Origin of the sequence: Acidovorax sp. LjRoot66 (genome assembly GCF_964253305.1) — a bacterium.
GTDB lineage: Bacteria > Pseudomonadota > Gammaproteobacteria > Burkholderiales > Burkholderiaceae_C > Acidovorax.
Map to the genome: position 1 here is coordinate 5,824,987 of NZ_CAXUQU020000001.1, position 21,613 is coordinate 5,846,599.

At 66.2% G+C, this 21,613-nt stretch carries 22 protein-coding genes; 10 read left to right on the forward strand and 12 right to left on the reverse strand.

Features of this window, described 5'->3' with window-relative positions:
• Positions 1–2: 2 nt before the first annotated feature.
• The 4 genes from ACSQ3Y_RS27245 to ACSQ3Y_RS27260 all read right to left on the reverse strand — a co-directional run bounded on the left by ACSQ3Y_RS27245 (position 3) and on the right by ACSQ3Y_RS27260 (position 4,485).
• On the reverse strand, positions 3–785 hold the full coding sequence (locus ACSQ3Y_RS27245) for an ABC transporter ATP-binding protein (RefSeq protein WP_057201996.1): 783 nt from the start codon (positions 783–785) through the stop codon (positions 3–5).
• A 20-nt stretch (positions 786–805) separates the two neighbouring features.
• Positions 806–1,885 (reverse strand): ABC transporter permease subunit, encoded by a 1,080-nt coding sequence (locus ACSQ3Y_RS27250; RefSeq protein WP_179681707.1) that lies wholly within the window; start codon positions 1,883–1,885, stop codon positions 806–808.
• 10 nt (positions 1,886–1,895) lie between these two features.
• Positions 1,896–2,825: a branched-chain amino acid ABC transporter permease gene (locus tag ACSQ3Y_RS27255; protein ID WP_057201994.1), complete on the reverse strand. Its 930-nt coding sequence runs from the start codon at positions 2,823–2,825 to the stop codon at positions 1,896–1,898.
• Between the two features lie 316 nt (positions 2,826–3,141).
• Positions 3,142–4,485 (reverse strand): replication-associated recombination protein A, encoded by a 1,344-nt coding sequence (locus ACSQ3Y_RS27260; protein ID WP_436179457.1) that lies wholly within the window; start codon positions 4,483–4,485, stop codon positions 3,142–3,144.
• A gap of 201 nt (positions 4,486–4,686) precedes the next feature.
• On the opposite strand from ACSQ3Y_RS27260, the gene ACSQ3Y_RS27265 reads away from it, so the two are divergent.
• The gene (locus ACSQ3Y_RS27265; protein WP_436179458.1) at positions 4,687–5,121 is read left to right on the forward strand and encodes a hypothetical protein; all 435 of its coding nucleotides are present in this window, start codon (positions 4,687–4,689) and stop codon (positions 5,119–5,121) included.
• Positions 5,122–5,168: 47 nt separating this feature from the next.
• Positions 5,169–5,534 (forward strand): hypothetical protein, encoded by a 366-nt coding sequence (locus tag ACSQ3Y_RS27270; RefSeq protein WP_436179459.1) that lies wholly within the window; start codon positions 5,169–5,171, stop codon positions 5,532–5,534.
• 21 nt (positions 5,535–5,555) lie between these two features.
• On the opposite strand, the gene lolA is transcribed toward ACSQ3Y_RS27270, so the two are convergent.
• From lolA to ACSQ3Y_RS27285, 3 genes are all read right to left on the reverse strand, one after another.
• Positions 5,556–6,188 carry an outer membrane lipoprotein chaperone LolA gene (gene lolA / locus ACSQ3Y_RS27275; RefSeq protein WP_057268372.1) on the reverse strand — a complete coding sequence of 211 codons (633 nt, stop codon included), beginning with the start codon at positions 6,186–6,188 and terminating at the stop codon, positions 5,556–5,558.
• Positions 6,189–6,250: 62 nt separating this feature from the next.
• The gene (locus ACSQ3Y_RS27280; RefSeq protein WP_305742135.1) at positions 6,251–8,587 is read right to left on the reverse strand and encodes a DNA translocase FtsK; all 2,337 of its coding nucleotides are present in this window, start codon (positions 8,585–8,587) and stop codon (positions 6,251–6,253) included.
• Positions 8,588–8,638: 51 nt separating this feature from the next.
• A complete protein-coding gene (locus ACSQ3Y_RS27285) occupies positions 8,639–9,316 on the reverse strand; it encodes a Crp/Fnr family transcriptional regulator (protein WP_436179460.1) in 678 nt (225 codons plus the stop codon).
• Between the two features lie 214 nt (positions 9,317–9,530).
• Between ACSQ3Y_RS27285 and trxB the strand changes: the two genes are divergently transcribed.
• From trxB to rpmG, 3 genes are all read left to right on the forward strand, one after another.
• On the forward strand, positions 9,531–10,484 hold the full coding sequence (gene trxB, locus ACSQ3Y_RS27290; RefSeq protein ID WP_057201988.1) for a thioredoxin-disulfide reductase: 954 nt from the start codon (positions 9,531–9,533) through the stop codon (positions 10,482–10,484).
• Between the two features lie 248 nt (positions 10,485–10,732).
• Complete coding sequence (rpmB, locus tag ACSQ3Y_RS27295) at positions 10,733–10,966, forward strand: 50S ribosomal protein L28 (protein ID WP_007859763.1); 234 nt, start codon at positions 10,733–10,735, stop codon at positions 10,964–10,966.
• A gap of 11 nt (positions 10,967–10,977) precedes the next feature.
• Positions 10,978–11,148, forward strand: a complete 171-nt coding sequence (rpmG, locus tag ACSQ3Y_RS27300; RefSeq protein ID WP_007859760.1) for a 50S ribosomal protein L33 — start codon at positions 10,978–10,980, stop codon at positions 11,146–11,148.
• Between the two features lie 69 nt (positions 11,149–11,217).
• On the opposite strand, the gene ACSQ3Y_RS27305 is transcribed toward rpmG, so the two are convergent.
• Entirely contained in the window at positions 11,218–12,702 is a 1,485-nt protein-coding gene (locus ACSQ3Y_RS27305) for a PLP-dependent aminotransferase family protein (protein WP_436179461.1), read from the reverse strand.
• Positions 12,703–12,855: 153 nt separating this feature from the next.
• Here ACSQ3Y_RS27305 and ACSQ3Y_RS27310 point away from each other — a divergent pair, with 153 nt between their 5' ends.
• Entirely contained in the window at positions 12,856–13,281 is a 426-nt protein-coding gene (locus ACSQ3Y_RS27310; protein WP_057201986.1) for a hypothetical protein, read from the forward strand.
• On the opposite strand, the gene ACSQ3Y_RS27315 is transcribed toward ACSQ3Y_RS27310, so the two are convergent.
• From ACSQ3Y_RS27315 to ACSQ3Y_RS27325, 3 genes are all read right to left on the reverse strand, one after another.
• Positions 13,256–14,470, reverse strand: a complete 1,215-nt coding sequence (locus ACSQ3Y_RS27315; protein WP_436179462.1) for a DesA family fatty acid desaturase — start codon at positions 14,468–14,470, stop codon at positions 13,256–13,258. The genes ACSQ3Y_RS27310 and ACSQ3Y_RS27315 overlap by 26 nt on opposite strands.
• Positions 14,471–14,780: 310 nt before the next feature.
• Entirely contained in the window at positions 14,781–16,052 is a 1,272-nt protein-coding gene (locus ACSQ3Y_RS27320; RefSeq protein ID WP_057268368.1) for an RsmB/NOP family class I SAM-dependent RNA methyltransferase, read from the reverse strand.
• Between the two features lie 58 nt (positions 16,053–16,110).
• Positions 16,111–17,967 (reverse strand): M48 family metallopeptidase, encoded by a 1,857-nt coding sequence (locus ACSQ3Y_RS27325; protein ID WP_436179463.1) that lies wholly within the window; start codon positions 17,965–17,967, stop codon positions 16,111–16,113.
• Between the two features lie 50 nt (positions 17,968–18,017).
• Between ACSQ3Y_RS27325 and ACSQ3Y_RS27330 the strand changes: the two genes are divergently transcribed.
• The 3 genes from ACSQ3Y_RS27330 to ACSQ3Y_RS27340 all read left to right on the forward strand — a co-directional run bounded on the left by ACSQ3Y_RS27330 (position 18,018) and on the right by ACSQ3Y_RS27340 (position 20,248).
• The gene (locus ACSQ3Y_RS27330; protein ID WP_436179464.1) at positions 18,018–18,287 is read left to right on the forward strand and encodes a DUF1653 domain-containing protein; all 270 of its coding nucleotides are present in this window, start codon (positions 18,018–18,020) and stop codon (positions 18,285–18,287) included.
• 217 nt (positions 18,288–18,504) lie between these two features.
• Positions 18,505–19,482 carry a XopAW family type III secretion system calcium-binding effector gene (gene xopAW, locus ACSQ3Y_RS27335; RefSeq protein ID WP_436179465.1) on the forward strand — a complete coding sequence of 326 codons (978 nt, stop codon included), beginning with the start codon at positions 18,505–18,507 and terminating at the stop codon, positions 19,480–19,482.
• Between the two features lie 211 nt (positions 19,483–19,693).
• Positions 19,694–20,248, forward strand: coding sequence for a hypothetical protein (locus ACSQ3Y_RS27340; protein ID WP_436179466.1), 555 nt, complete (start codon positions 19,694–19,696; stop codon positions 20,246–20,248).
• Positions 20,249–20,255: 7 nt separating this feature from the next.
• On the opposite strand, the gene purN is transcribed toward ACSQ3Y_RS27340, so the two are convergent.
• Positions 20,256–20,840 (reverse strand): phosphoribosylglycinamide formyltransferase, encoded by a 585-nt coding sequence (gene purN / locus ACSQ3Y_RS27345; protein WP_436180181.1) that lies wholly within the window; start codon positions 20,838–20,840, stop codon positions 20,256–20,258.
• Positions 20,841–20,879: 39 nt separating this feature from the next.
• Between purN and ACSQ3Y_RS27350 the strand changes: the two genes are divergently transcribed.
• A complete protein-coding gene (locus ACSQ3Y_RS27350) occupies positions 20,880–21,575 on the forward strand; it encodes a YceH family protein (protein ID WP_436179467.1) in 696 nt (231 codons plus the stop codon).
• Positions 21,576–21,613 lie beyond the last annotated feature (38 nt).

Consider the following 21,613-nt stretch of genomic DNA (forward strand, 5'->3'; position numbering starts at 1 on the left):
TCTCAATGTCCTCCGGTGCCCAGATAGGCCTCAATCACTTTTTCGTTCTTCTGCACGGTGGCAGGCGTGCCTTCGGCGATCTGCTTGCCGTAGTCGAGCACCGTCACGCGGTCGCACAGGCCCATCACCAGCTTCACGTCATGCTCGATGAGCAGGATGGTGCGGTTGTCGTTGCGGATGCGGTCGATCAGCTCGCGCAACTGCACCTTCTCGGTCGCGTTCATGCCGGCTGCGGGCTCGTCCAGCGCGATCAGCTGGGGATCCGTCGCCAGGGCGCGGGCGATCTCCAGGCGGCGCTGGTCGCCGTAGCTCAGGGTGCGCGCCTTGTAGTCGGCGAACTTGCCGATGCCCACGTAGTCGAGCAGTTCCTGCGCGCGCTTGGCGATGGCCAGCTCCTCTGCCTTGAAGCTCTTGGTGCGCAATATCGCGCCCAGCAGGCCGGATTTGGTGCGGATGTGGCGGCCCACCATCACATTCTCTAGCGCCGTCATCTCCGCAAACAGGCGGATGTTCTGGAAGGTACGGGCAATGCCGGCCTTCGCCACCTCATGCACGGCTGTCGGCTCGTAGGGCTTGCCTGCGAGTTCGAACGTGCCGGCGTCGGGGGTGTACAGGCCGGTGATCACGTTGAAAAACGTGGTCTTGCCAGCGCCGTTGGGTCCGATCAGGCCGTAAACCTGGCCGCGTTCAATCGTGATGCCGACGTCGGAGAGGGCCTGCAAGCCGCCAAAGCGCTTGGAAATGCCGGCAACCTTCAGCACCACTTCGTTGGATTTCTCTGCCATGTTCTAACTTTCGGTGGTGTTCAGGACTTCTGCGTGAGGCTCTTGCCATGGTCGGGCGCAGGCCACAGACCACGGGGGCGCATCAGCATGATGACGATCATGGCCACGGCAATCAGGAACTGGCGCAGGATGGCGGAGTCGAGGCGGCCGTCGGTCATGGCCTGCAGCGGGCCGGCCACGTAGCGCAGCACTTCGGGCAGGGCCGACAGCAGCACGGCACCCAGGATCACGCCCGGGATGTGGCCGATGCCGCCGAGCACCACCATGGCGACGATCATGACCGACTCCATCAGGCTGAAGGACTCGGGCGAGACGAAGCCCTGGAAGGCACCGAACATGGCACCCGAGACGCCGCCGAACGAAGCGCCCATGCCGAAGGCCAGCAGCTTGAGGTTGCGGGTGTTGATGCCCATGGCCTTGGCGGCGATCTCGTCTTCGCGGATGGCCATCCAGGCGCGGCCGATGCGCGAGTCCTGCAGGCGGTAGCAGATGATGACGCTGATGATCACCAGCACCAGGAACAGGTAGTAGTACAGCGTGACGGAGTTGATCTCGAAGCCAAACAGCTCCAGCCGCTTGCCCAGATCCAGGCCGAAGATCTTGACCGAGTCGATCTGCCCCAGGCCCTTGGGGCCGTTGGTCAGGTTGACGGGGTGGTCCAGGTTGTTCAGGAAGATGCGGATGATCTCACCGAAGCCCAATGTCACGATGGCCAGGTAGTCGCCGCGCAGCTTGAGCGTCGGCGCCCCGAGCACCGCCCCGAAGAGCGCCGCAACCAGTGCCGCCAACGGTATCACCACCCACAGCGAGGTGTGCAGCCCATTGGGGAACATGGCGGCAAACGCGGTGAAGGTATCGGCCAGATGGGGCGATGCCATCAGCGCGAACAGGTAGGCACCCACGGCATAGAACGCCACATAGCCCAGGTCGAGCAGGCCGGCGTAGCCGACCACGATGTTCAGGCCCAGGGCCAGCATCACGTACAGCAGGGCCAGGTCGGCGATGCGCACCCAGGCGTTGCCGAAGTACTGGAGGATGAGCGGGAGAATCAGCAGCGCGATGCCGCCCATGACCCATTTGGCAAGGTTGTTGTTTTTCATGACAAGGTCCTCAGGCTCGGTCGGCCACACGCTCGCCCAGCAGACCCGAAGGACGCAGCGTGAGGATGATGATCAGCACGATGAAAGCAAAGATATCGGTGTAGTGGCTGCCCAGCAGGCCACCCGTGAGGGTGCCGATGTAACCCGAGCCGATGGCTTCGATCAAGCCCAGCAGGATGCCGCCAACCACGGCGCCGGCCAGGTTGCCGATGCCGCCGAACACGGCGGCCGTGAAGGCCTTGAGACCGGGCAGGAAGCCCATGGTGTGCTGCGCCGTGCCGTAGTTGGAGGCGTACATGATGCCGGCGATGGCCGCCAGGATGGCACCGATGATGAAGGTGGCCGAGATCACCATGTCGGGCTTGACGCCCATCAGCGAGGCCACGCGGGGGTTCTCTGCCGTGGCACGCATCGCGCGGCCCAGGTTGGTGTGGTTCACCAGGTACATCAGCGAGGCCAGGGCCACTGCGGTCACGCCCAGGATCAGGATCTGGGTGGGGGTGATGTAAGCGCCACCGACCTCAAACGGCGTGCTGGGCAGCATCGTCGGGTACGGCTTGTAGTTGGGCTTCCAGATGATCATGGCCAGCGTCTGCAGCAGGATGGACATGCCGATGGCGGTGATCAGGGGCGCCAGGCGCGGGCTGCTGCGCAGTGGCCGGTAGGCGACTTTCTCGATCACGAAATTCAGGGTGGCAGCGACCACGCACGCGATGATGGTGGCCAGCAGCAGGATGAGCCAGCCGGGCGCGCCAGGCATGGCCCCTTGCATTAACCCGATACAGCTCCAACTGGTGAGTGCACCGATCATGAGCACCTCGCCGTGGGCGAAGTTGATCAGTTGAATAATGCCGTACACCATCGTGTAGCCCAAGGCTATCAAGGCGTACATGCTGCCGAGAACCAGACCGTTGATGATCTGTTGCAGCAAAATGTCCATAAGAGAAGTCCTTCGTTTGTAACGCACCCCAAGCGCAGGCACCGGAATCGGTACAGCCTTGTGGGCCCGACTGCCATCTAGCAAAAAACCCGCCAGAAATGCAGCTGTGCGGGTTTGTGGACGGGATTGTAGCCAGTAGTGTCAGGAGCCCCTCTTCAGGATTGGCGGGGTTTTCCCTCGGGTTGCGGGTCCATCAGTGACGGGCCGGGCACATAAGTATTTTTGATACACGCAAGAATATTGCTGAGCAAACTTATTACCAGAATCATGCAAAATCGGCATAACGTCGATTTTTCGCTATTCCTCCTGCGGCCAATCAGTCCTCGGGGAGGTCGGCGCCATCGGCGGTGGTATTGCGATTGCGCAGCTCACGCAATTTCTGTGCGATCTTGATTTCGAGCCCGCGTTCCACCGGCTGGTAGAAACCAGGCGCCGGCATGCCCTCGGGCAGGTAGTTTTCGCCCGCCGCAAAGCCGCCTTCCTCGTCATGTGCGTAGCGGTAGCCCTTGCCGTAGTCGAGCTGCTTCATGAGCTTTGTCGGTGCATTGCGCAGGTGCATGGGCACCGGGCGCGTCCCGTCCTGCTTGACCCAGGCGCGCGCGGCGTTGTAGGCCTTGTAGACGGCATTCGACTTGGGCGCCACGGCCAGATAGACCACGCACTCGGCCAGCGCCAGCTCGCCCTCGGGCGTGCCCAGGCGTTCGTAGACCTCGGCCGCATCGAGCGCCAGGCGCAGCGCGCGCGGATCGGCCAGGCCGATGTCCTCGCTGGCCATGCGCACCAGGCGCCGGGCCATGTAGCGCGGGTCGGCACCACCGTCGAGCATGCGCACCAGCCAGTACAGCGCCGCATCGGGGTCCGAGCCGCGCACGGATTTGTGCAGCGCGCTGATGGTGTCGTAGAACTGCTCGCCCCCCTTGTCGTAGCGGCGCATGCGCTCGCCCAGCACCTTGACCAGCCAGGCGTCCGTGATCTCGGCCAGTTGCTCCTGCGTGGCCGCCATGGCCAGCGTTTCCAGCGTGTTGAGCAGGCGCCGGGCATCGCCGTCGGCATAGGCCACAAGGCGGTCGATGGCCTCCTGTTCGATAGTGGGCAGTGCGCCTTGCGCCTGGGCCAGCGCCACGAGCTGCTGCAGGTCCTCGGTCGACAGGGGCTGCAGCACGTACACGGCGGCGCGCGAAAGCAGCGCGGAGTTGACCTCGAACGAGGGGTTCTCGGTGGTCGCCCCGATGAAGGTGAACAGGCCGCTTTCCACATGCGGCAAAAACGCGTCCTGCTGGCTCTTGTTGAAGCGGTGCACCTCGTCAACGAAGACGATGGTGCGCTGCTGCATGAGTCCATCGCGTGCCAGCTCGGCCCGCTCCACCGCCTCGCGGATGTCCTTGACCCCGCCGAGCACGGCGCTGATGCTGATGAACTGCGCGTCGAAGGCGTCGGCCATGAGCCGCGCGATGGTGGTCTTGCCCACGCCCGGCGGGCCCCACAGGATGCAGCTGTGCGGACGGCCCGATTCGAACGCCAGTCGCAGCGGCATGCCCGGCCCCAGCACCTGCTGCTGCCCGATCACTTCGCCCAGCGTGCGCGGGCGCAGGCGCTCGGCCAGCGGCTGGTGGGCTGCGCCAGAGGAGGGAGATGGCGAAGGACTGCGGGAAGGACTCATGGAAAGAGCAGAAAGGGAACAGCGAATGGCATTCAGGTGAAGGCCCGGCGGCAAACTGCAAGCCGGTGGCAGGCCCCGATTCCAACACAGGCACATGCCCCAAACGCCGAGAATGTCACAGAAGCTTGCAGGCACTGGCGGCAGGCGGTGCCTGCATCGCTTATAAAGCCCGGCAGAACAACCACCGGCTTCGTTTTTTCCATGACCATGACACCCTGGCACCGGGCCCTGCGACTTCTCGTACTGGCCCTGCTGGGCTTTCTGCAGCCCATGCTCCCTGCCCATGCGCAGGAGCCCACCACCCGGGCCAGCACACCGGATGCGGCCACCGCCCTGGCGGGCTGGTGGGAGGAGTACTCTCCCTCGTCCAACATCGTGCAGTTCCTGCCCGATGGCACCGTCAGGCTCTACCTGAAGAAGGACGAGATCGGCGCGCTGCGCACCCTGGACGGCACCTGGAAGCTGGAGAACAACCAGACCACCATCGAGATGGTATTCACCGTTCTCGGGCGCACCCTGAATCGCAGCGCGCAGATATCCTTTGAAGGGCCAGAGATGGTCCTCACCGAAAACGGCGCGAAGAAAACCCGGCACCGCAGGCATTCGGGCCCGTTGCCTGCCGTCTACCGCTGGTGACGACGGCCCCTTTTCATGCTCCCCACCTGTCCCACAAGAACTGCACCATGACGCACCCACCAAGCCTCGCCAAACCCTGCCTGCAGATCGGCCTGTCTCTCGCACTGCTGTGCGGCACCGCCCATGCCGATGTGACGGAAGCCGAAGCCATCGAGGCCCAATTGGGCTCGGCCCTCGCGTCGGCTGATTTCGCGGCCAAGAACTGCCCAAACCTCGCCATCAATGACGACAAGGTGCAAGAGTTGCTCAAGCGCATCAAGAAGACGGCAGCAGACCTGCGCGCGGGCGAGGACTACGACGACCAGCACAAGGTGGTGCAGCAGCTCAACAAGCAGCAGGGCCGCGCCATGATCTGCATGGTGCTGCCCTCCGCCCATGGGGGCTACGCGCGCGGCGTCATCCAGAAGAAGTAGGCGCCAGCGCCGCCCGCAGATTTACTGCTTGACCACGTCCGCCCCAGCGGGCGGCTTGAACTGGAAGGTGCCGGCCGGCAGCGCCGCATTGGCCTGCATGCCGCTGAAGCGGATGGCCGAGCGTTGGCCGAAGCTGTCCAGGATGTCCAGCGCGGCGAGCTGCTCACCCGCAAAGCCCACGCGCACGCTCTGCAGCTGCCCGTCCTTGGCCTTGGGGCGTGCCAGCACCCACTGCAGGCCATCGGCCTCGGGCGCCGACTCCAGCGTGAAATCCGCCTTGAGCGCCGACAGGTCGGGCGCCGACGCCAGCAGCGCAGCCGGCGTGGTGCCCAGGGCCTGCGCCTGTGCGCGCTGCGTGACCTGGTTCAGGTCCACATCGTGCAGCCACAGGGTCTGGCCATCGGCCACGATGGTCTGCTCGAACGGCTTCTTGTAGACGAACTTGAAGCGCCCGGGGCGCTGGAACTCGAAGGAGCCGCTGGAGTTCTTGGTGCGCGCCGTCTGCCCCTCCTTGGGCGGCGAGGTCACCACCTGGGTGAAATCGGCACGGCCGGTCTGGGTGCTCTTCATGAACGCTTCCAGGCTCTTGAGTCCGTCCGCACTGGCCCACTGGGCACTGGCGGCGATCACGATGGCTGTCACAATTTTTTTCAACAAAAGCTCCTGTCTGTGGGGTTGCAGGCCGCGAAACGCATGTTTCGCAGCCGCTGCGCCGCTTACTCGGGGCGCGCGGGCACCAGCACTTCGCGCTGGCCGCTGGTGGTCAGGCCGCTGACCAGGCCCGCCTTCTCCATGTCTTCGAGCAGGCGCGCGGACCGGTTGTAGCCGATGCGCAGCTTGCGTTGCACGTAGGAGATGCTGGCCTTGCGGTCCTTGAGGACCACTTCCACGGCCTGGTCGTACATGGGGTCTTTTTCACCCCCTTCACCGCCACCGCCCTCCCCTGACAGATCCCCGTCGCCGTCCACAGTTCCACCTTCGAGCACGCCGTCGATGTAGTCCGGCGCCCCTTGCTCCTTGAGGTAATGGACGACACGGTGGACTTCCTCGTCCGACACGAAGGCGCCGTGCACCCGGATCGGCAGGCCGGTGCCGCTGGCCATGTAGAGCATGTCGCCCATGCCCAGCAGCGCTTCGGCGCCCATCTGGTCGAGGATGGTGCGGCTGTCGATCTTGCTGCTCACCTGGAAAGCGATGCGGGTCGGGATGTTGGCCTTGATCAGGCCGGTGATCACGTCCACGCTGGGGCGCTGCGTGGCCAGGATCAGGTGGATGCCGGCGGCGCGGGCCTTCTGCGCCAGGCGCGCGATCAGCTCTTCGATCTTCTTGCCCACCACCATCATCAGGTCGGCCAGCTCGTCGATCACCACCACGATGTGCGGCAGGCGCTGCAGCGGCTCGGGCTCCTCGGGCGTGAGGCTGAAGGGGTTGTAGATGAACTCCTCGCGCGCCTTGGCCTCGTCGATCTTGACGTTGTAGCCGGCCAGGTTGCGCACCCCGAGCTTGCTCATGAGCTTGTAGCGGCGCTCCATCTCGGCCACGCACCAGTTCAGTCCGTTGGCGGCCTGCTTCATGTCGGTGACCACGGGCGCCAGCAGGTGCGGAATGCCCTCGTAGACCGACATTTCCAGCATCTTCGGATCGATCATCAAGAGGCGCACGTCGCGCGCCTCGGCCTTGTACAGCAGCGAGAGGATCATGGCGTTGATCCCCACCGACTTGCCCGAGCCGGTGGTACCGGCCACCAGCACGTGCGGCATCTTCGCCAGGTCGGCCACCACCGGGTTGCCCACGATGTCCTTGCCCAGGCCCATGGTGAGCATGCTCTTGGCCTCGTGGTAGACCTGCGAGCCCAGAATCTCGGACAAGCGGATCGACTGGCGCTTGGCATTGGGCAGTTCCAGCGCCATGAAGTTCTTGCCGGGGATGGTCTCCACCACGCGGATGGACACCAGGCTCAGCGAGCGCGCCAGGTCCTTGGCCAGGCCCACGATCTGCGAGCCCTTCACACCGGTGGCGGGCTCGATCTCGTAGCGCGTGATCACCGGGCCGGGCATGGCCGCCACCACGCGCACCTCCACGCCGAAATCCTTGAGCTTCTTCTCGATCAGGCGGCTGGTCATCTCCAGCGTCTCGGGCGCCACCGTCTCCTGGCGCTGCAGCGGGCCGTCGAGCAGGTCCACCATCGGCAGCTTGCTGTCGGGCATCTCGGTGAACAGGGGCTTTTGCCGCTCCTTGACCACGCGGGCGCTCAGCGGCGGGTCGACCAGGATCGGCTCGATGATCTGCACCGGTTGCGGGTGGTGCTCCTCGCTCTCGGTCTTCTCTTCCAGCACCACCACGGCGCGCTCCCGCGCAGCCTTGCGGCCCACGGCCACGTCCTTGGCCACCTCGCGCTGCGTGCGGCGCGACTGCACCAGCGCATCGATGCGCCCGCCCAGCACCTCGGCCACATGGCCCCAGGAGAAACGGAACACCAGCGCCGCGCCCAGCACGGCGAGCACGATGCACAGCAGGGCCGAACCCGTGAAGCCCAGCCACTTGACGCTGGCCGGCCCCGTGAGGAAGCCGAGCACGCCACCGGCATGGCCGGGCAGCAGCGATTCGAAGCGGTACAGGCGCGACCATTCGAGCGCGGTGCTGGCACACATCAGCACCACCAGACCGCCCCAGAACAGGCCGCGGCGTGCCATGGGGCTCACGGCACCGGGCAGCACCTCGCCGCCGCGCATCCAGCGCGCCAGCGACGACAGCCACGAGCGCACGCCCGCCGCCACGCACCACCAGACGGAGAAACCCAGGGCGAAGTAGCTGCCGTCGGCCAGCCAGGCACCGATGCGCCCGGCCCAGTTGAGCACGGCACGCGAGTCCGAGGGCCCCGAGGACGACCAGGCGGCGTCCTGCGCCGAGTAGCTGACCAGCGCCAGCAGCCAGAAAACCAGGGCCAGCAGGCCCAGCACCAGGCCGATTTCATGCCCGAAGCGGGCCGCTCCCGTGCGGGGCGGCGACTTCGCGGCGGACGATGCGTTCAGGGTATTGAGTGAATAGGTCATAAGGAGCCGGGCAAGCTTACCCCAAGCACCGCCCGGAACCGGCGCGCAGGATCAGCCCAGCGCGTCCAGGCGGTCCTTGAGCACGGTCGCGCCGGTGGCCAGCACCTCGATGAAACCGCGCTCCTCCAGGTCCTTCATGACCCGGCTGACCATCTCGCGCGAGGCGCCGACCATCTTGGCCAGGTCCTGGCGCGATATCTTGTCGCGGATGACGCGCTGGCCCTGCGCATCGGTGACCGCGAAATCCAGCAGCGCATGGGCCACGCGGCCGTACACGTCCAGCAGGGCCAGGGATTCGATCTTGCGGTCGGCATGGCGCAGGCGCTTGACCAGGCCGCGCATGACCACCAGTGACATCGAGGCGTTCTCGGTCAGGCAGCGCGCGAACTCGGTGCGCCCGAGCATCAGCACGTCGGTCTGCACCTCGGCGCGTACCGTGGCGGAGTGCGGTTCGTTGTCGATGATGCTCATCTCGCCCAGGTAGTCGCCCTGCGCCAGGTTGGCCAGGATCACCTCGCGGCCCCGACTGTCGGTCGTCAGCACGCGCGCCCGCCCGGTGAGCAGGATGAACAGTGCGTTGGATTTTTGCCCCTGCTCGACCAGCGCCTCCCCGCGCTTGAAGCGCTTCTTGACAACGGCGCCACTGATCACCTCGGCCTGTGCCACGGTGAGCAGCGAGAACAGCGGTACCCGGCGCAGCAGGTCCAGGTTGGACAACATTGTTGACATGGAAACTTCTCCTCTCAAAAAGGTGCGGCTCCACCGGTGCCGCAGCGGGGTTATCACAGGGGCGCGCCATCGCACTCCCTGATGGGTTCTTACAATCGCCGTGATTGAAAATGGGCCTGCGTGTGAAGACCGTGCGCAGTTGATACTTGGCGCCCTGCCCCCCAGCTTTCCCAACAGCGCCCCGTGCAGCGGGCGCAAAACACAGGCTTTTACCATGTCTACCACCCAACACGCGAAAGTTCTGATCCTAGGCTCCGGCCCGGCCGGCTACAGCGCAGCGGTCTACGCCGCCCGTGCCAACCTCAACCCGGTGCTGATCACCGGCATGTCCCAGGGTGGCCAACTGATGACCACGACGGAGGTCGACAACTGGCCCGCCGACGTGCATGGCGTGCAGGGGCCGGAGCTGATGCAGCGCTTTCTGGAGCATGCCGAGCGCTTCAAGACGCAGATCATCTTCGACCACATCAACAAGGTCGACTTCAGCAAGCGCCCGTTCACCCTCACCGGTGACAGCGGCACCTACACCTGCGACGCGCTGATCCTGGCGACCGGCGCCTCGGCCAAGTACCTGGGCCTGCCCTCCGAAGAAGCCTTCATGGGCCGGGGTGTGTCGGGCTGCGCCACCTGCGATGGTTTCTTCTACCGCGACAAGCCCGTGGCCGTGGTCGGCGGCGGCAACACGGCCGTCGAAGAAGCGTTGTATCTTTCCAACATCGCCAGCAAGGTCACCGTGGTGCACCGCCGCGACAAGTTCAAGGCCGAGCCCATCCTGGTGGACAAGCTCAACGAGAAGGTCGCCGCCGGCAAGATCGAGCTCAAGCTGTTCAACACGCTGGACGAGGTGCTGGGCGACGCCACCGGCGTGACCGGCATCCGCATCAAGAGCACCAAGGACGGCAGCACCGAGGACATCACGCTGCACGGCTGCTTCATCGCCATCGGCCACTCGCCCAACACCGACATCTTCCAGGGCCAGCTGGAGATGGAAGGCGGCTACATCATCACGCAGGGCGGGCTCAAGGGCTTTGCCACGCAGACCAGCGTGCCGGGCGTCTTCGCGGCCGGCGACGTGGCAGACCATGTGTACCGCCAGGCCATCACCAGCGCCGGCACGGGCTGCATGGCCGCGCTCGACGCCCAGCGCTTCCTCGAACAGCAGGACTGAAAACCGCTGCCCGGGACGCAATTTGACGCCCCGGCGCGCGGGCCGCTATAATCCAAGGCTTTCCTGAATTCAGGCGGGTATTTTCGTACCCGCTTTTTCTGCAGGCAAAAATCCAATCGGGCCGGCCACATCGGTCTGCCCGGGGTTACCGCCACCCTTTCTGGCGAGGTGAGGTCGCAAGCTGTGCTTTTGGGAAACATCCCGCGAGCACGCAGCGAACGGCCGTTAAAAAGTATCGGAGTGTCCTCATGGCACGCGTCTGCGACGTAACGGGCAAGAAGCCCATGGTCGGGAACAATGTTTCCCACGCCAACAACAAAACCAAGCGCCGGTTCCTGCCGAACCTGCAATACCGCCGTTTCTGGGTCGAGACCGAAAACCGCTGGGTTCGCCTGCGCGTTTCGAGCGCTGCCCTGCGTTTGATCGACAAGAACGGTATTGACTCGGTGCTCGCAGACCTGCGCGCACGTGGCCAGGCTTAAGGAGAAACACCATGGCAAGCAAAGGCGGACGCGACAAGATCAAGCTGGAATCCACTGCGGGTACCGGTCACTTCTACACCACGACCAAGAACAAGAAGACGATGCCTGAAAAGATGCTGATCATGAAATTTGATCCCAAGGCACGCAAGCACGTCGAATACAAGGAAATCAAGCTGAAGTAATTCAGCGCTGGTTCTCCCCGAAAAAGCCGCCCGGCAGTCTGCCTGGCGGCTTTTTCTTTGGCTGCATCGTCAGGCGGCCTGCCGCAGCGCCCGGACCTGCCCATGCAGCAGGCGCCCGAGTTCGCCGTAGGCCCATTCCACCTCGGGCGAGAACGGCAGGCCGCAGCTCAGGCGCAGAAAACCCTCGTACCGCCCCGAATTGGAGAAGATGGGCCCCGGCGCCACGCGGATGCCCAGGGCCAGCGCCTGCTCGAACAGCAGCGACGAGGACACCCCTGCGGGCAGCTCGATCCACAGGCTGAGCCCGCCGGGCGGCACGGACAGGCGCGTGCCCTGCGGAAAATGCCGCGCCACCATCTGCACGCCGCGCTCGCGCTGCACCCGCAGCGCACTGCGAAAGCGGCGCAGGTGGCGTTCGTGCGCGGCAGTGCCCACGGTGCGTGCCGCCAGCAACTGGGACCAGACCTGCATGTTGCGCGTGCGGGCGAATTTGAGGATCTGGATGCGCTCATGCCACCGCCCCCCATTCATCCACCCCTGGCGCAGGCCCGGCGCCAGGGTCTTGTTGAAGGACACGCAGTAGATCACCTGGCCCGTCTCGTCCCAGGCCTTGAGCGGGCGCTGGAGCTCGGGCACATCGACCAGCTCGCGGTAGATATCGTCCTCGATCAGCGCCAGCCCGTGGCGCCGGCAGAACGCCACCAGCCGCTCCTTGTGGCTGTCGGGCATGAGCGCGCCATTGGGCATCTGCAGGTGCGGCACGACGACCACGGCCTTCAGGCGGGGCTCGTGCTGCACGGCCAGCTCCAGCGCATCGAGCGAGATGCCGGTGCGCGAGCTGCTGGGGATCTCCAGCGCGCGCAGGTTCTGCGTTTCCACGGCCTGCAGCACGCCGTAGAAGGTGGGGGATTCCACGGCTATCACATCGCCGCGCTCGGTCACCGCCGCGAGCGCCAGATTCACCGCATCCGAGTTGCCCAGCGTGGCCATCACGTCCTGTGGCGCCACGTGGACGCCTACTTCCAGCGCCTGCCGGGCCATCACAGCCTGGAACAGCGGGTGCGTGCCGGGCCGCGAATGGCCCTGCACCAGCACGTCGGGAAACTCGCGCAGCAGCGCGGCGCCCACCCGGTTGAGGGTGAGGTGGTCGAAGAGTTCGGGCGCGGGCATGGCGGCCCCCAGGTCCACGCGCACCTGCGCGCGCCGCCCCTGCTCCAGCCACAGCGAAATGCGTTCGTTGATGCCCGCGAACTGGGTGCCATCGATCTGCTGCACCGGGCAACAGGGGTCGGGTTCGCTGCTGTGGTCCAGCAGGTGCACGTGCGGGTCCTGCACGAAGTAGCCGACCCGGGGGCGCGCCTGCACGCTACCCTGCTCCTCCAGGGTGCGCAGCGCCTGCAGCGCGGTCGAAAGGCTCACCCCGTGGCGCTGCATCAGCTCGCGCACCGACGGCATGCGCGCACCGGGCAGCAGCACACCCTGGGCCACCGCCTGCTGGTAGTGGTCGGCCAGTTGGCGGTACAGGGGAAGGTTCGCTGTGGATGTGACGGGCATGGCCTGCCCATGATGCGCCCGAACCGCCAACCAGAACAGATACAGGACTACCGAAAACCGACCAGAACAGAGCAAAAATCAATCCGCTGCTCTGCATCCCCCAGCCGGTTTCTGTGCCTGTTGCGATGCAGGCTGCCACCCTACGCTGGAGGCATGAAACAGCACCACCACTCCACCCCCTCCTTCGCGGCCAGCGGCGGCCCGCCGCAGGTCCTGCACCTGCCACTGGCCGCTGGCCAGGGCCGCCTCGTCTGGCTGGACGCGGGCTGCGAACTGCGCAGCCTCTCGGGCACGGCCCTGCTGCAAAGCACGGCGCCGGGCCACCTGGGTGCCGCGCCTCCGGCCTGCCTGCCACCCCATGCGGCCTGGCGCAGCCCGCAGGGCATGTGGGTGGGCGTTCAGGCCCAGGGGTCGTCACCCGCCGCGCTCACACTGACCATGCCAGCGGGCGCCGACCTCACGCAGCCTGCCGAATCACCGGGGGCCCATGAAAAAAGCCGCCCAGGGCACGGGGCCCTGCAGCGGCTTTGGCGCAGCCTGAGGAAACTGCTCGTCAGGCGCGCGCAGCCCGCAGGCTGATCGAGAAATCACGCAGCGCGGCAATGCCGCTCTCTTCGGCCCGGCGGCACCAGGCCTGCAGGTCGGCGGTGAGCTGCTCGCGCGACTGCGTGGTGTTGAGCCACAGCTGGCGCAGCTCTTCACGCATGGTCACCATCTTGTCCAGGGCCGGATGGGCGGCACGCACCTGGGCCAGCTGGGGCAAGGCACCGGCGGGCACCTTCTCGGCGTCGCGGTGCAGCCAGCGCTTGGCGGCCTTGAGCACCGAGGCGTCGGCCTGGCGGGCCTGCAGCGCGGCGATCTCTTCCCTGCACGCCTGGCGCACGCCGCGGGCATAGCCGGCCATGACCTCGTAGCGGTTGGCGATCAGCGCCTCCAGCGTCTTCTCGTCGGCCACGGGCTTCACGTCGCCGCGTTGCAGCTTGGGCGGCACCTTCTTCACGGTGGCCCAGCCGATGGACTTCATCAGGCTGATGTAGGCCCAGCCAATGTCGAACTCGTAGGGCTTGACCGAGAACTTGGCCGAGGTGGGGTAGGTGTGGTGGTTGTTGTGCAGCTCTTCGCCACCGATGACCAGACCCCAGGGCGAGAGGTTGGTGCTGGCGTCCTGCGCCTCGAAATTGCGGTAGCCCCAATAATGGCCCACACCATTGACCACACCGGCGGCCCAGAACGGGATCCAGAGCATCTGCACGGCCCAGACGGCGGCGCCCACGGCACCGAACAGCGCCAGATTGAGCACCAGCATCAGGCCCACGCCCTGCCAGCTGAAGCGGGTGTAGACGTTGCGCTCGATCCAGTCATAGGGCGTGCCGTGGCCGAACTTCTTCATTGTCTCGAGGTTCTTCGACTCCGCGCGGTACAGCTCGGCGCCACGCCACATCACGGTATCGAGGCCGCGCGTCTGCGGACTGTGCGGGTCGTCCACGGTCTCGCACTTGGCGTGGTGCTTGCGGTGGATGGCCACCCACTCCTTGGTCACCATGCCGGTGCCGAGCCACAGCCAGAAGCGGAAAAAATGCGAAGGAATCGCGTGCAGGTCCACCGAGCGGTGGGCCTGCGCACGGTGCAGAAAGATGGTGACCGCCGCAATCGTGATGTGCGTGGTGGCCAGCGTGTACAGAACGATCTCCCACCAGGCGAGATTCCACAGGCCATGGCCGAGCCAGTCGATGGCCGCGTTCAGTACAACCCAGTCGGGTAACAGCATATTCAACAGAACCTTGTACAAAGTACCCGGCCACCAGCGATGGCGGGTACTGCGATTTTAAAGCGCGGCCCCTCTTTTTGATTAGAGGTTATCCACAGTATCCAGAGTGAATTGGCCCCTGCGTCGCCTGGACGACAAGGCCAGGCAACCCCTCTGCCAGAACGAGCACTCGCCCAAGACCGTCGAAACTGGCGCGGCCCAAGCCAGTGCCCCCGCGCAAGGGCCGCCCCGCCGCGCCGGGGGCGTCCCCCTCCCGACTCGCGCAGCGAGTCGAGAGAGGGGTGAAGGCGCGAAGCGCCTCAGGGGGTGCTTACTTCCTTATCCAGACCGCGGCAAAAAACCCGTCTGTCTGGTGGATATGGGGCCACAGGCGCAGATAACCAGTGCCCGAGGCACCGCCACTGCACAATTTTTCAGCACCCTCCACCTTGAGCTGCGCGAGGGTTTCGCCTGCATCCAGCGGCACGAAATCAGGGTGGGCAGCGCTGAAGGCCTCGGCAATCGCCTCGTTCTCCTGCGGCAGGATGCTGCAGGTGGCATACACCAGCCGGCCACCGGATTTGAGCAGGCGTGCGGCGCTGGCAAGGATGGCGGTTTGCTTGGCCACGAGCTCTTCGACCGATTGGGGCGACTGGCGCCACTTGAGGTCGGGGTTGCGGCGCAGGGTCCCGAGGCCCGAGCACGGCGCATCGACCAGCACCCGGTCGATCTTGCCGGCCAGGCGCTTGATGCGGTCGTCGCGCTCGTGCGCGATGGCGGCCGGGTGCACGTTGGACAGGCCGCTGCGCGCCAGGCGCGGCTTCAGGGCGTCGAGCCGGTGGCCCGACACGTCAAAGGCGTACAGGCGACCGGTGTTGCGCATGGTGGCACCGATGGCCAGCGTCTTGCCGCCCGCTCCGGCACAGAAATCGACGACCATCTCGCCGCGCTTGGCATCGAGCAGCAAGGCCAGCAACTGCGAGCCTTCGTCCTGCACTTCCACGGCACCGCGGGTGAAGACGTCGAGCTTGGCCAGCGCCGGCTTGCCGTCAATGCGCAGGCCCCAGGGCGAGTACGGCGTGGCAACGGCCTTGATGCCGGCCTTGGCCAGCTCTTTTTGCACATCGGCGCGCTTGTCCTGCAGGGCATTGACGCGCAGGTCCAGCGGCGCGGCATTCGACAGGCTTTCCACCAGCGGCCAGAAACCGGTGCCCAACTGGTCCTTGAGGGGCTGCACCAGCCACTCGGGCAAATTGTGGCGGTGGCGCTCCATCAGATCGTCGACCGTGACGCCATCGCACTGGTCCAGCCACTTGCGCTCCTGGTCGGTCAGGGCGCCCTCCAGAAAATCGCGCGGGCCGTAAAAGCCCAAAATGGCCAGGCGGCGCTCCTTGGGGCCGGAGCCCGAGGGCGCCATGTGGTCGAACAACAGCTTCTTGCGCAGCACGGTGTAGACCGTTTCGGCCAGCGTGGCCCGCTCGCGGGGCCCCAGGCCCCGGTTGTCACGGAAAAAGCGCGACACCACCGCGTCGGCGGGGTGTTCAAAGGTGAGGGTGAGCCTGACGAGTTCGGCACAGGCGTCGAGAAGAACTTTGGGATGCATCCCCCGATTGTCCCACTGTGGCCCCAACGCCCGCTTTTACGGCATCAGCTACCTTCAATCAGCGGGTAAACACGGGATCGAATGCCGAGCGCTGGATTTCCTTGAGTGTGGGCGATTCACCGGCCCAGAGCACCAGCGCCGGGCCGGGCAAGCCGAGCTGGCGCTCCATGGCGCGGCACAGCTGGTAGCGGCTGCCGTCGTCCAGGTCGGGCAGGTCCACGAAGACCAGGTAGGCGCGCCGCTGCGGGTGTTCGCGCAGGTTCTTGCGCACCAGCCAGCAGCGCTCCACGTCGGCATAACGCACCAGCTCGGCCTGCAGTTCTTCGAGCTCGAACGGGCTCAGGTCGTGGCGCGTGGTCTGGCTGAAGAACGAGGTGCCCGAAAGCTCCTCCCAGGCGCGCTCCTCGGACTCCTGCGCGCGCTCCAGGCGCTTGCGCCACTGCTTGAAGGCCGTGGCGTCGTGGTCATAGCCAATGCGCGGGGTTTCGAGCTCGGCCAGGGCCGTGCGTGCGGTCCAATAGCGGTCGCTGCTGCCGGCCTCCCACAGGCGGTGCAGCAGGGCCATGCGGCCCTCGCGGTCGTCGGCGGGCAGGCTCTGCACCAGGCCGCGCAGGGCACCGGGGTGGTCGGTGCTGCGCTGCAGTGCCGTGGCGTAGAGGCCGCGCACATCGGCCCGTGGGTCCAGGTGGCGCTGCAGGCGAGCCAGCTCCACCAGTTCTGCGGCGCTGGCCTGGGGCATGCCCGCCTGCAGGGTCTGGGCCCGGTCGCGCACCCGGCCCAGCCAGCCGTGGTGGCGCTTCCATTCACTGGCGTTGTCGCGGCACCACTGCTTGTCGAAATGCGCCACCCAGCGCTTGGCCTCGGGGCCCAGCAGGGCCAGCGCACTGCCGCGCGACCACTCGGCAGGCACGGTGGGCACCGCATCCAGCGACTCGATGCGGTCGCGCAGGCCCGGGTGGGTATCGTCCACATTGCTGATGCGCTTGAGCGCCTGGCGCAGGGCATCATTGGCAAAGGCCGCATCCGGCACTTCGGCCAGGCGCTTGCGCATGGCGCGGTAAGGCCCCACCGGCAAGGGATTGCCGGCTGCGGCGCACCAGTGGTCACCCCAGAAGGTGCTGTGCAGCCATTCTCCGCGCACCTCGATCTCGATCAGCGCGGCCGCCGTGATATCGCGCCCCAGCAGGCGGCCTGCGATGCGATCGGCTTCGTACTCGTCCTGGCGCGCCAGCGCAAAGGTCTTGGCGACGAAGCGCGGGAAATACCAGCGCATGAAGGCCTGGGTGGCCACGGCCACGGCGCCTTCATCGTCTTCGAGGCTGCTGTTCAAACGCATCCAGGTCAGCCGGGTGCGGTAGATCCAGGCCGCAAAACGGCCATGGTCGCCCCGCAGGTGCCCGTATTCGTGCGCGAGCACGGCCAGAAAGCGCGGCCGGTCCAGCGCCAGCAGCAGCGGCAGGCCGATGGTCAGGTAGTTCACCGCCCCGCCCAGCAGCCCGTAGCGGGGCAGTTGCTGGATGCTGGCATTGAATTCGTCGTTCAGGTACACATGGTGGATGGGCGGGCCCTTGATCTTGCGGCGCATGCGCTCGAGCGCCTCGAACAGCTCGGGGGCCTCCAGCGCGGTGATCTCCATGCCCTTGGGCTCGTCCACGCGCACCCACAGCGCGCGGATACTCACCCACAGCAGGCTGGCCGCACCCAGCAGCACCAACACCAGCACCAGCCGGAACCGGCCATTGAACAGCTGCGGTATCACCCAGGCGATCAGGCCGGCCCCCACGGCCAGGCAACCGAGCACCCAGGCATAGCCCAGCGCGGCGAACGCAGCCACGCCGAGCCGATAACGGCGGCTGTTGTCGGCGCTGGCATGCTCGCTCATGCGCACCAGGTGCACAAAATCTGCCTGATCCACTGGATTTCCCCCTCAACCTTGTTTTTTGACCACCTGCCATCCTAACCAACATGACCGACGACGACCTGCCCCAAATCACCCCCACCCCACCCGGCCTGTACCGGCACTACAAGGGCATGCTGTACGAGGTGATCGACACCGTGCGCCACAGCGAAACCCTGGAGCCCATGACGCTGTACCGCGCACTGTACGGCCAGCGCGGCCTGTGGGTACGCCCGGCGGCCATGTTCGCCGAAGACGTGCTGATCGACGGCCGCATGCGCCCGCGCTTCGAGAAATGCGCCGACGAGGCTTTGCCCCCACCGTCGGCACCGGCCTGATCGCCAACCTGCACAACCGCACGGGGCCAAAACGCCGAACTGGCCGGCAATCATCCGCCAGTTCGGCAGATGGATGCCGCCATTGTGTCCCCATGGACACAAACAGTACAAACCGCCTTGACCTGGCCTTTGAAGAATGGGATCCGGGCCGTTGCCGGCATTGTTCGCCACTTCGGGGAGCACGGGCCGCAGCCCGCAACCCTTGGAAGGAACGACGATGACGAGCATCAGTAGCGTCAGCAGTGCCTGGTCCAGTGCAAGTGTGCAGCGGGCGCCACGCCCGGGGCCCTCGCCGGAGCGGCTGCTGGCCAAAATAGACGCCGACGGCAGCGGCGGCGTGAGCGGTACCGAACTGCAGGGCCTGCTGGACGATGTGGCCAAGAAGACCGGCGTGAGCAGCCAGGCCAGCGCTGCCGACCTGGTCCAGCAGTACGACAGCGACGGGGACGGCAGCCTCAATGCCGACGAGCTGGGCAAGACGATGCACAGCGCCATGCCCCCACCGCCCTCGACCATGGCCTTTGCCCAGTCGCGCAGCGACAGCGGCAGCAGCACGGGTGCCACAGGCCAGGCTGGCGACGACCTGTTCGGCAAGGTGGACAGCGATGGCGACGGCGCAGTCAGCCAGACCGAGCTGCAGGCCTTGCTGGAGAAGATGTCCGGCGGCACGGCCAGCAAGACGGGTGTCAGCAGTGACGAACTGTTCAGCCAGCTCGACGCGGACGGCGACGGCAGCCTTTCGGAGGCCGAATTCGACGCCGGCCGGCCGTCGGGCGAGGTCGGTGGCGGTGCCGTGGGCGGCATGCCCCCGCCGCCGCCCGGTGGGCCAGGCGGTCCCGGCGGCGCCTCGGCCAGCAGCGGCACCACCTACGACCCGCTCGATACCAACGAGGACGGGGTGGTGTCCGCCGCAGAGCAGGCTGCGGGTGCCGCCCAGACGGACGCCATCACGGCACTGTTCAAGACCATCGACACCGACGGCGACAGCAGTATCAGCAGCGAGGAGGCCCGCTCCTTCATCGACCAGTTGACCAGCCAGCTCACCAGTGTCAGCAACACCGGTACCGGTGGCCAGACCACGGATAGCGGGCAGAAGACGGACTTGATGAAACTGGCCCAATTCGCACGCAGCCAGTACGAGGCCGCCGCAGGATCCTGGTCGAGCACCGGTAGCACGCTGAGCGCCCTGGCCTGAGGATAGGAAGGCATGGGTGAAGGCAGGCAGGGAATGGGCTTGCGCCCCCATGCCGCACTGTCCTACAGCCCGGGCGCTATGCCCGGGTTATCTTGGGAGCCATCACCCACAACGTCCCATGCTGCCACGGGTTGAACGCGGAAATGACCCGCCAGTCCAGGCCGGGAGCACTGCACGCCTCGCACCTTGTGCGCATGGCACGGAGCACACCATGGACTATCTATTGCAAGGAATGTTCAGCGAAAAGTCGCTGAACAAGGTCGTCGGATTTTTCCTACGGGAGGCCGATGCGGACATTGCCGTGCGCCGGTTGCTGCGACTGCCTGGCATGGAGCCCGGCCAGGTCCGGCTGCTGGGGCCACAGCACGCGGACCTGCGCAACCGCGATCTGCTCAGCCGGGCGCTGGAGCCAGAAGCCCGCGGCGTGTTCACCACCCTGGTGCGTACCCATGCCATTGCCGGCATGGTGGGCACAGTGCTGGGCCTCACGGCGTTTTGCTACCTGATCGCCACCCATGATCCCGCCCTATTGAACAACCCCTTGCTGGCCTTCCTCGCCATCGTGGGTTTCGGCACCACCTTCGGCCTCATGCTGGGGGCGCTGAACGCGCTGCGGCCCGACCGCGTCTGGGTCGTCAACCGGGTGCGGTCTGCACTGCGCAAGCGCCAATGGGTGGTGGTGGCGCACCCGAGCGATTCGCACCAGGCGGCACTGGCCCAGGACCTGCTGGACAGCAGCGAAGCCCAGGTGGTGCGCACCCTGTAGCCCGGGATTACGCCAGGGCCGCCATGAAGGCCCGCACGGCACGCGGGTAGATCACATGCTCCTGCGCCCGCACCCGGGTCGCCAGCGCTTCGGCCGTGTCCCCAGGCAGCACGGGGACCACGGCCTGGTCCAGGATGGGGCCCACGTCCAATTCGTCCGTCACCTGGTGCACCGTCACGCCCGCAACCTTGCAGCCCGCATCGATCGCGCGCTGGTGGGTGTTCAGGCCCGTGAAGGCGGGCAGCAGGGACGGGTGGATGTTGATCAGCCGGCCCGCATAGCGCGCCACGAATCCCGGTGTGAGAATGCGCATGAAACCGGCCAGCACCACCAGGGCGGGTTCATACCTGTCGATGGCCTGCGCGAGCGCGGTGTCGAAAGCCTCGCGGCTGTCGAAGGCCTTGTGGTCGAGCGCCTCGGTGGCGATGCCTTCGCTGCGGGCAAACGCCAGGCCCGCCGCGTCGGCCTTGTTGCTGAGCACGGCGGCCACGCGGGCGCCATACCGGCGGGCCCAGTCCTCCTGTTGCGCAGTCCGGACGATGGCGGCCATGTTGGAACCGCTGCCGGAGATCAAAATCACGATGTTCTTCATAAATTGCACGACGACGCTCAACCCCGGATTATCCCTGCCATGCCCTTCGACCCCGCAAACCGCCCCCTGACCGCGAACGAGGCCCGCGTGCTGGCCACGCTGATGGAGAAAGCCCGCACCGTGCCCGACAGCTACCCGATGTCGCTCAACGGCCTGCTCACCGGCTGCAACCAGAAGACCAGCCGCGAGCCGGTGATGACGCTGAGCGATGCCGAGGCGCAGGAGGCCCTCGATTCCCTGCGCCAGCTGACCCTGGCATTCGAGACCAGCGGCAACCGCACCACGCGCTGGGAGCACAACTTCCAGCGCGGGGTGGGCGTGCCCGAGCAATCGGCGGTGCTGCTGGGCCTGTTGATGCTGCGCGGCCCGCAGACGGCGGGCGAGCTGCGCATCAACGCCGAGCGCTGGTACCGGTTTGCCGATATCTCCTCGGTCGAGGCCTTCCTGGACGAGCTGCAGGAGCGCAGTGCCGAGAAAGGCGGCCCGCTGGTGGTGTTGCTGCCGCGCGCACCGGGCGCACGCGAGCCACGCTGGACGCACCTGCTGTGCGGGCCGGTGGACACCAGCAGCAGTGCTGCCGCGCCCGCCACGGGCGGGGCAACCGGGGCACTGCAATCGCGTGTGGCGGCGCTGGAGACCGAGGTGGCCGGTCTGCGCGCCACGGTGGAACGGCTGTGCGCCGAGCTGGGCATCGAGCCGGTGGCGCCGGCGATGTCGCCACCCGGACAGGAATAAAACGAACGACCGTGCTACAAACACGACTTCTCAGGAGA

What these genes read in the sequence shown, in the direction of transcription:
- trxB (WP_057201988.1), top strand. Translation starts at nt 9,531, where the DNA reads ATGTCTACCACCCAACACGCGAAAGTTCTGATCCTAGGCTCCGGCCCG.
- ACSQ3Y_RS27285 (WP_436179460.1), bottom strand. Translation starts at nt 9,316, where the DNA reads ATGTCAACAATGTTGTCCAACCTGGACCTGCTGCGCCGGGTACCGCTG.
- rpmG (WP_007859760.1), top strand. Translation starts at nt 10,978, where the DNA reads ATGGCAAGCAAAGGCGGACGCGACAAGATCAAGCTGGAATCCACTGCG.
- ACSQ3Y_RS27310 (WP_057201986.1), top strand. Translation starts at nt 12,856, where the DNA reads ATGAAACAGCACCACCACTCCACCCCCTCCTTCGCGGCCAGCGGCGGC.
- ACSQ3Y_RS27270 (WP_436179459.1), top strand. Translation starts at nt 5,169, where the DNA reads ATGACGCACCCACCAAGCCTCGCCAAACCCTGCCTGCAGATCGGCCTG.
- xopAW (WP_436179465.1), top strand. Translation starts at nt 18,505, where the DNA reads ATGACGAGCATCAGTAGCGTCAGCAGTGCCTGGTCCAGTGCAAGTGTG.
- ACSQ3Y_RS27260 (WP_436179457.1), bottom strand. Translation starts at nt 4,485, where the DNA reads ATGAGTCCTTCCCGCAGTCCTTCGCCATCTCCCTCCTCTGGCGCAGCC.
- rpmB (WP_007859763.1), top strand. Translation starts at nt 10,733, where the DNA reads ATGGCACGCGTCTGCGACGTAACGGGCAAGAAGCCCATGGTCGGGAAC.
- ACSQ3Y_RS27330 (WP_436179464.1), top strand. Translation starts at nt 18,018, where the DNA reads ATGACCGACGACGACCTGCCCCAAATCACCCCCACCCCACCCGGCCTG.
- ACSQ3Y_RS27340 (WP_436179466.1), top strand. Translation starts at nt 19,694, where the DNA reads ATGGACTATCTATTGCAAGGAATGTTCAGCGAAAAGTCGCTGAACAAG.
- ACSQ3Y_RS27255 (WP_057201994.1), bottom strand. Translation starts at nt 2,825, where the DNA reads ATGGACATTTTGCTGCAACAGATCATCAACGGTCTGGTTCTCGGCAGC.
- ACSQ3Y_RS27280 (WP_305742135.1), bottom strand. Translation starts at nt 8,587, where the DNA reads ATGACCTATTCACTCAATACCCTGAACGCATCGTCCGCCGCGAAGTCG.
- ACSQ3Y_RS27320 (WP_057268368.1), bottom strand. Translation starts at nt 16,052, where the DNA reads ATGCATCCCAAAGTTCTTCTCGACGCCTGTGCCGAACTCGTCAGGCTC.
- ACSQ3Y_RS27245 (WP_057201996.1), bottom strand. Translation starts at nt 785, where the DNA reads ATGGCAGAGAAATCCAACGAAGTGGTGCTGAAGGTTGCCGGCATTTCC.
- ACSQ3Y_RS27265 (WP_436179458.1), top strand. Translation starts at nt 4,687, where the DNA reads ATGACCATGACACCCTGGCACCGGGCCCTGCGACTTCTCGTACTGGCC.
- ACSQ3Y_RS27315 (WP_436179462.1), bottom strand. Translation starts at nt 14,470, where the DNA reads ATGCTGTTACCCGACTGGGTTGTACTGAACGCGGCCATCGACTGGCTC.
- ACSQ3Y_RS27305 (WP_436179461.1), bottom strand. Translation starts at nt 12,702, where the DNA reads ATGCCCGTCACATCCACAGCGAACCTTCCCCTGTACCGCCAACTGGCC.
- ACSQ3Y_RS27250 (WP_179681707.1), bottom strand. Translation starts at nt 1,885, where the DNA reads ATGAAAAACAACAACCTTGCCAAATGGGTCATGGGCGGCATCGCGCTG.
- ACSQ3Y_RS27350 (WP_436179467.1), top strand. Translation starts at nt 20,880, where the DNA reads ATGCCCTTCGACCCCGCAAACCGCCCCCTGACCGCGAACGAGGCCCGC.
- purN (WP_436180181.1), bottom strand. Translation starts at nt 20,840, where the DNA reads ATGAAGAACATCGTGATTTTGATCTCCGGCAGCGGTTCCAACATGGCC.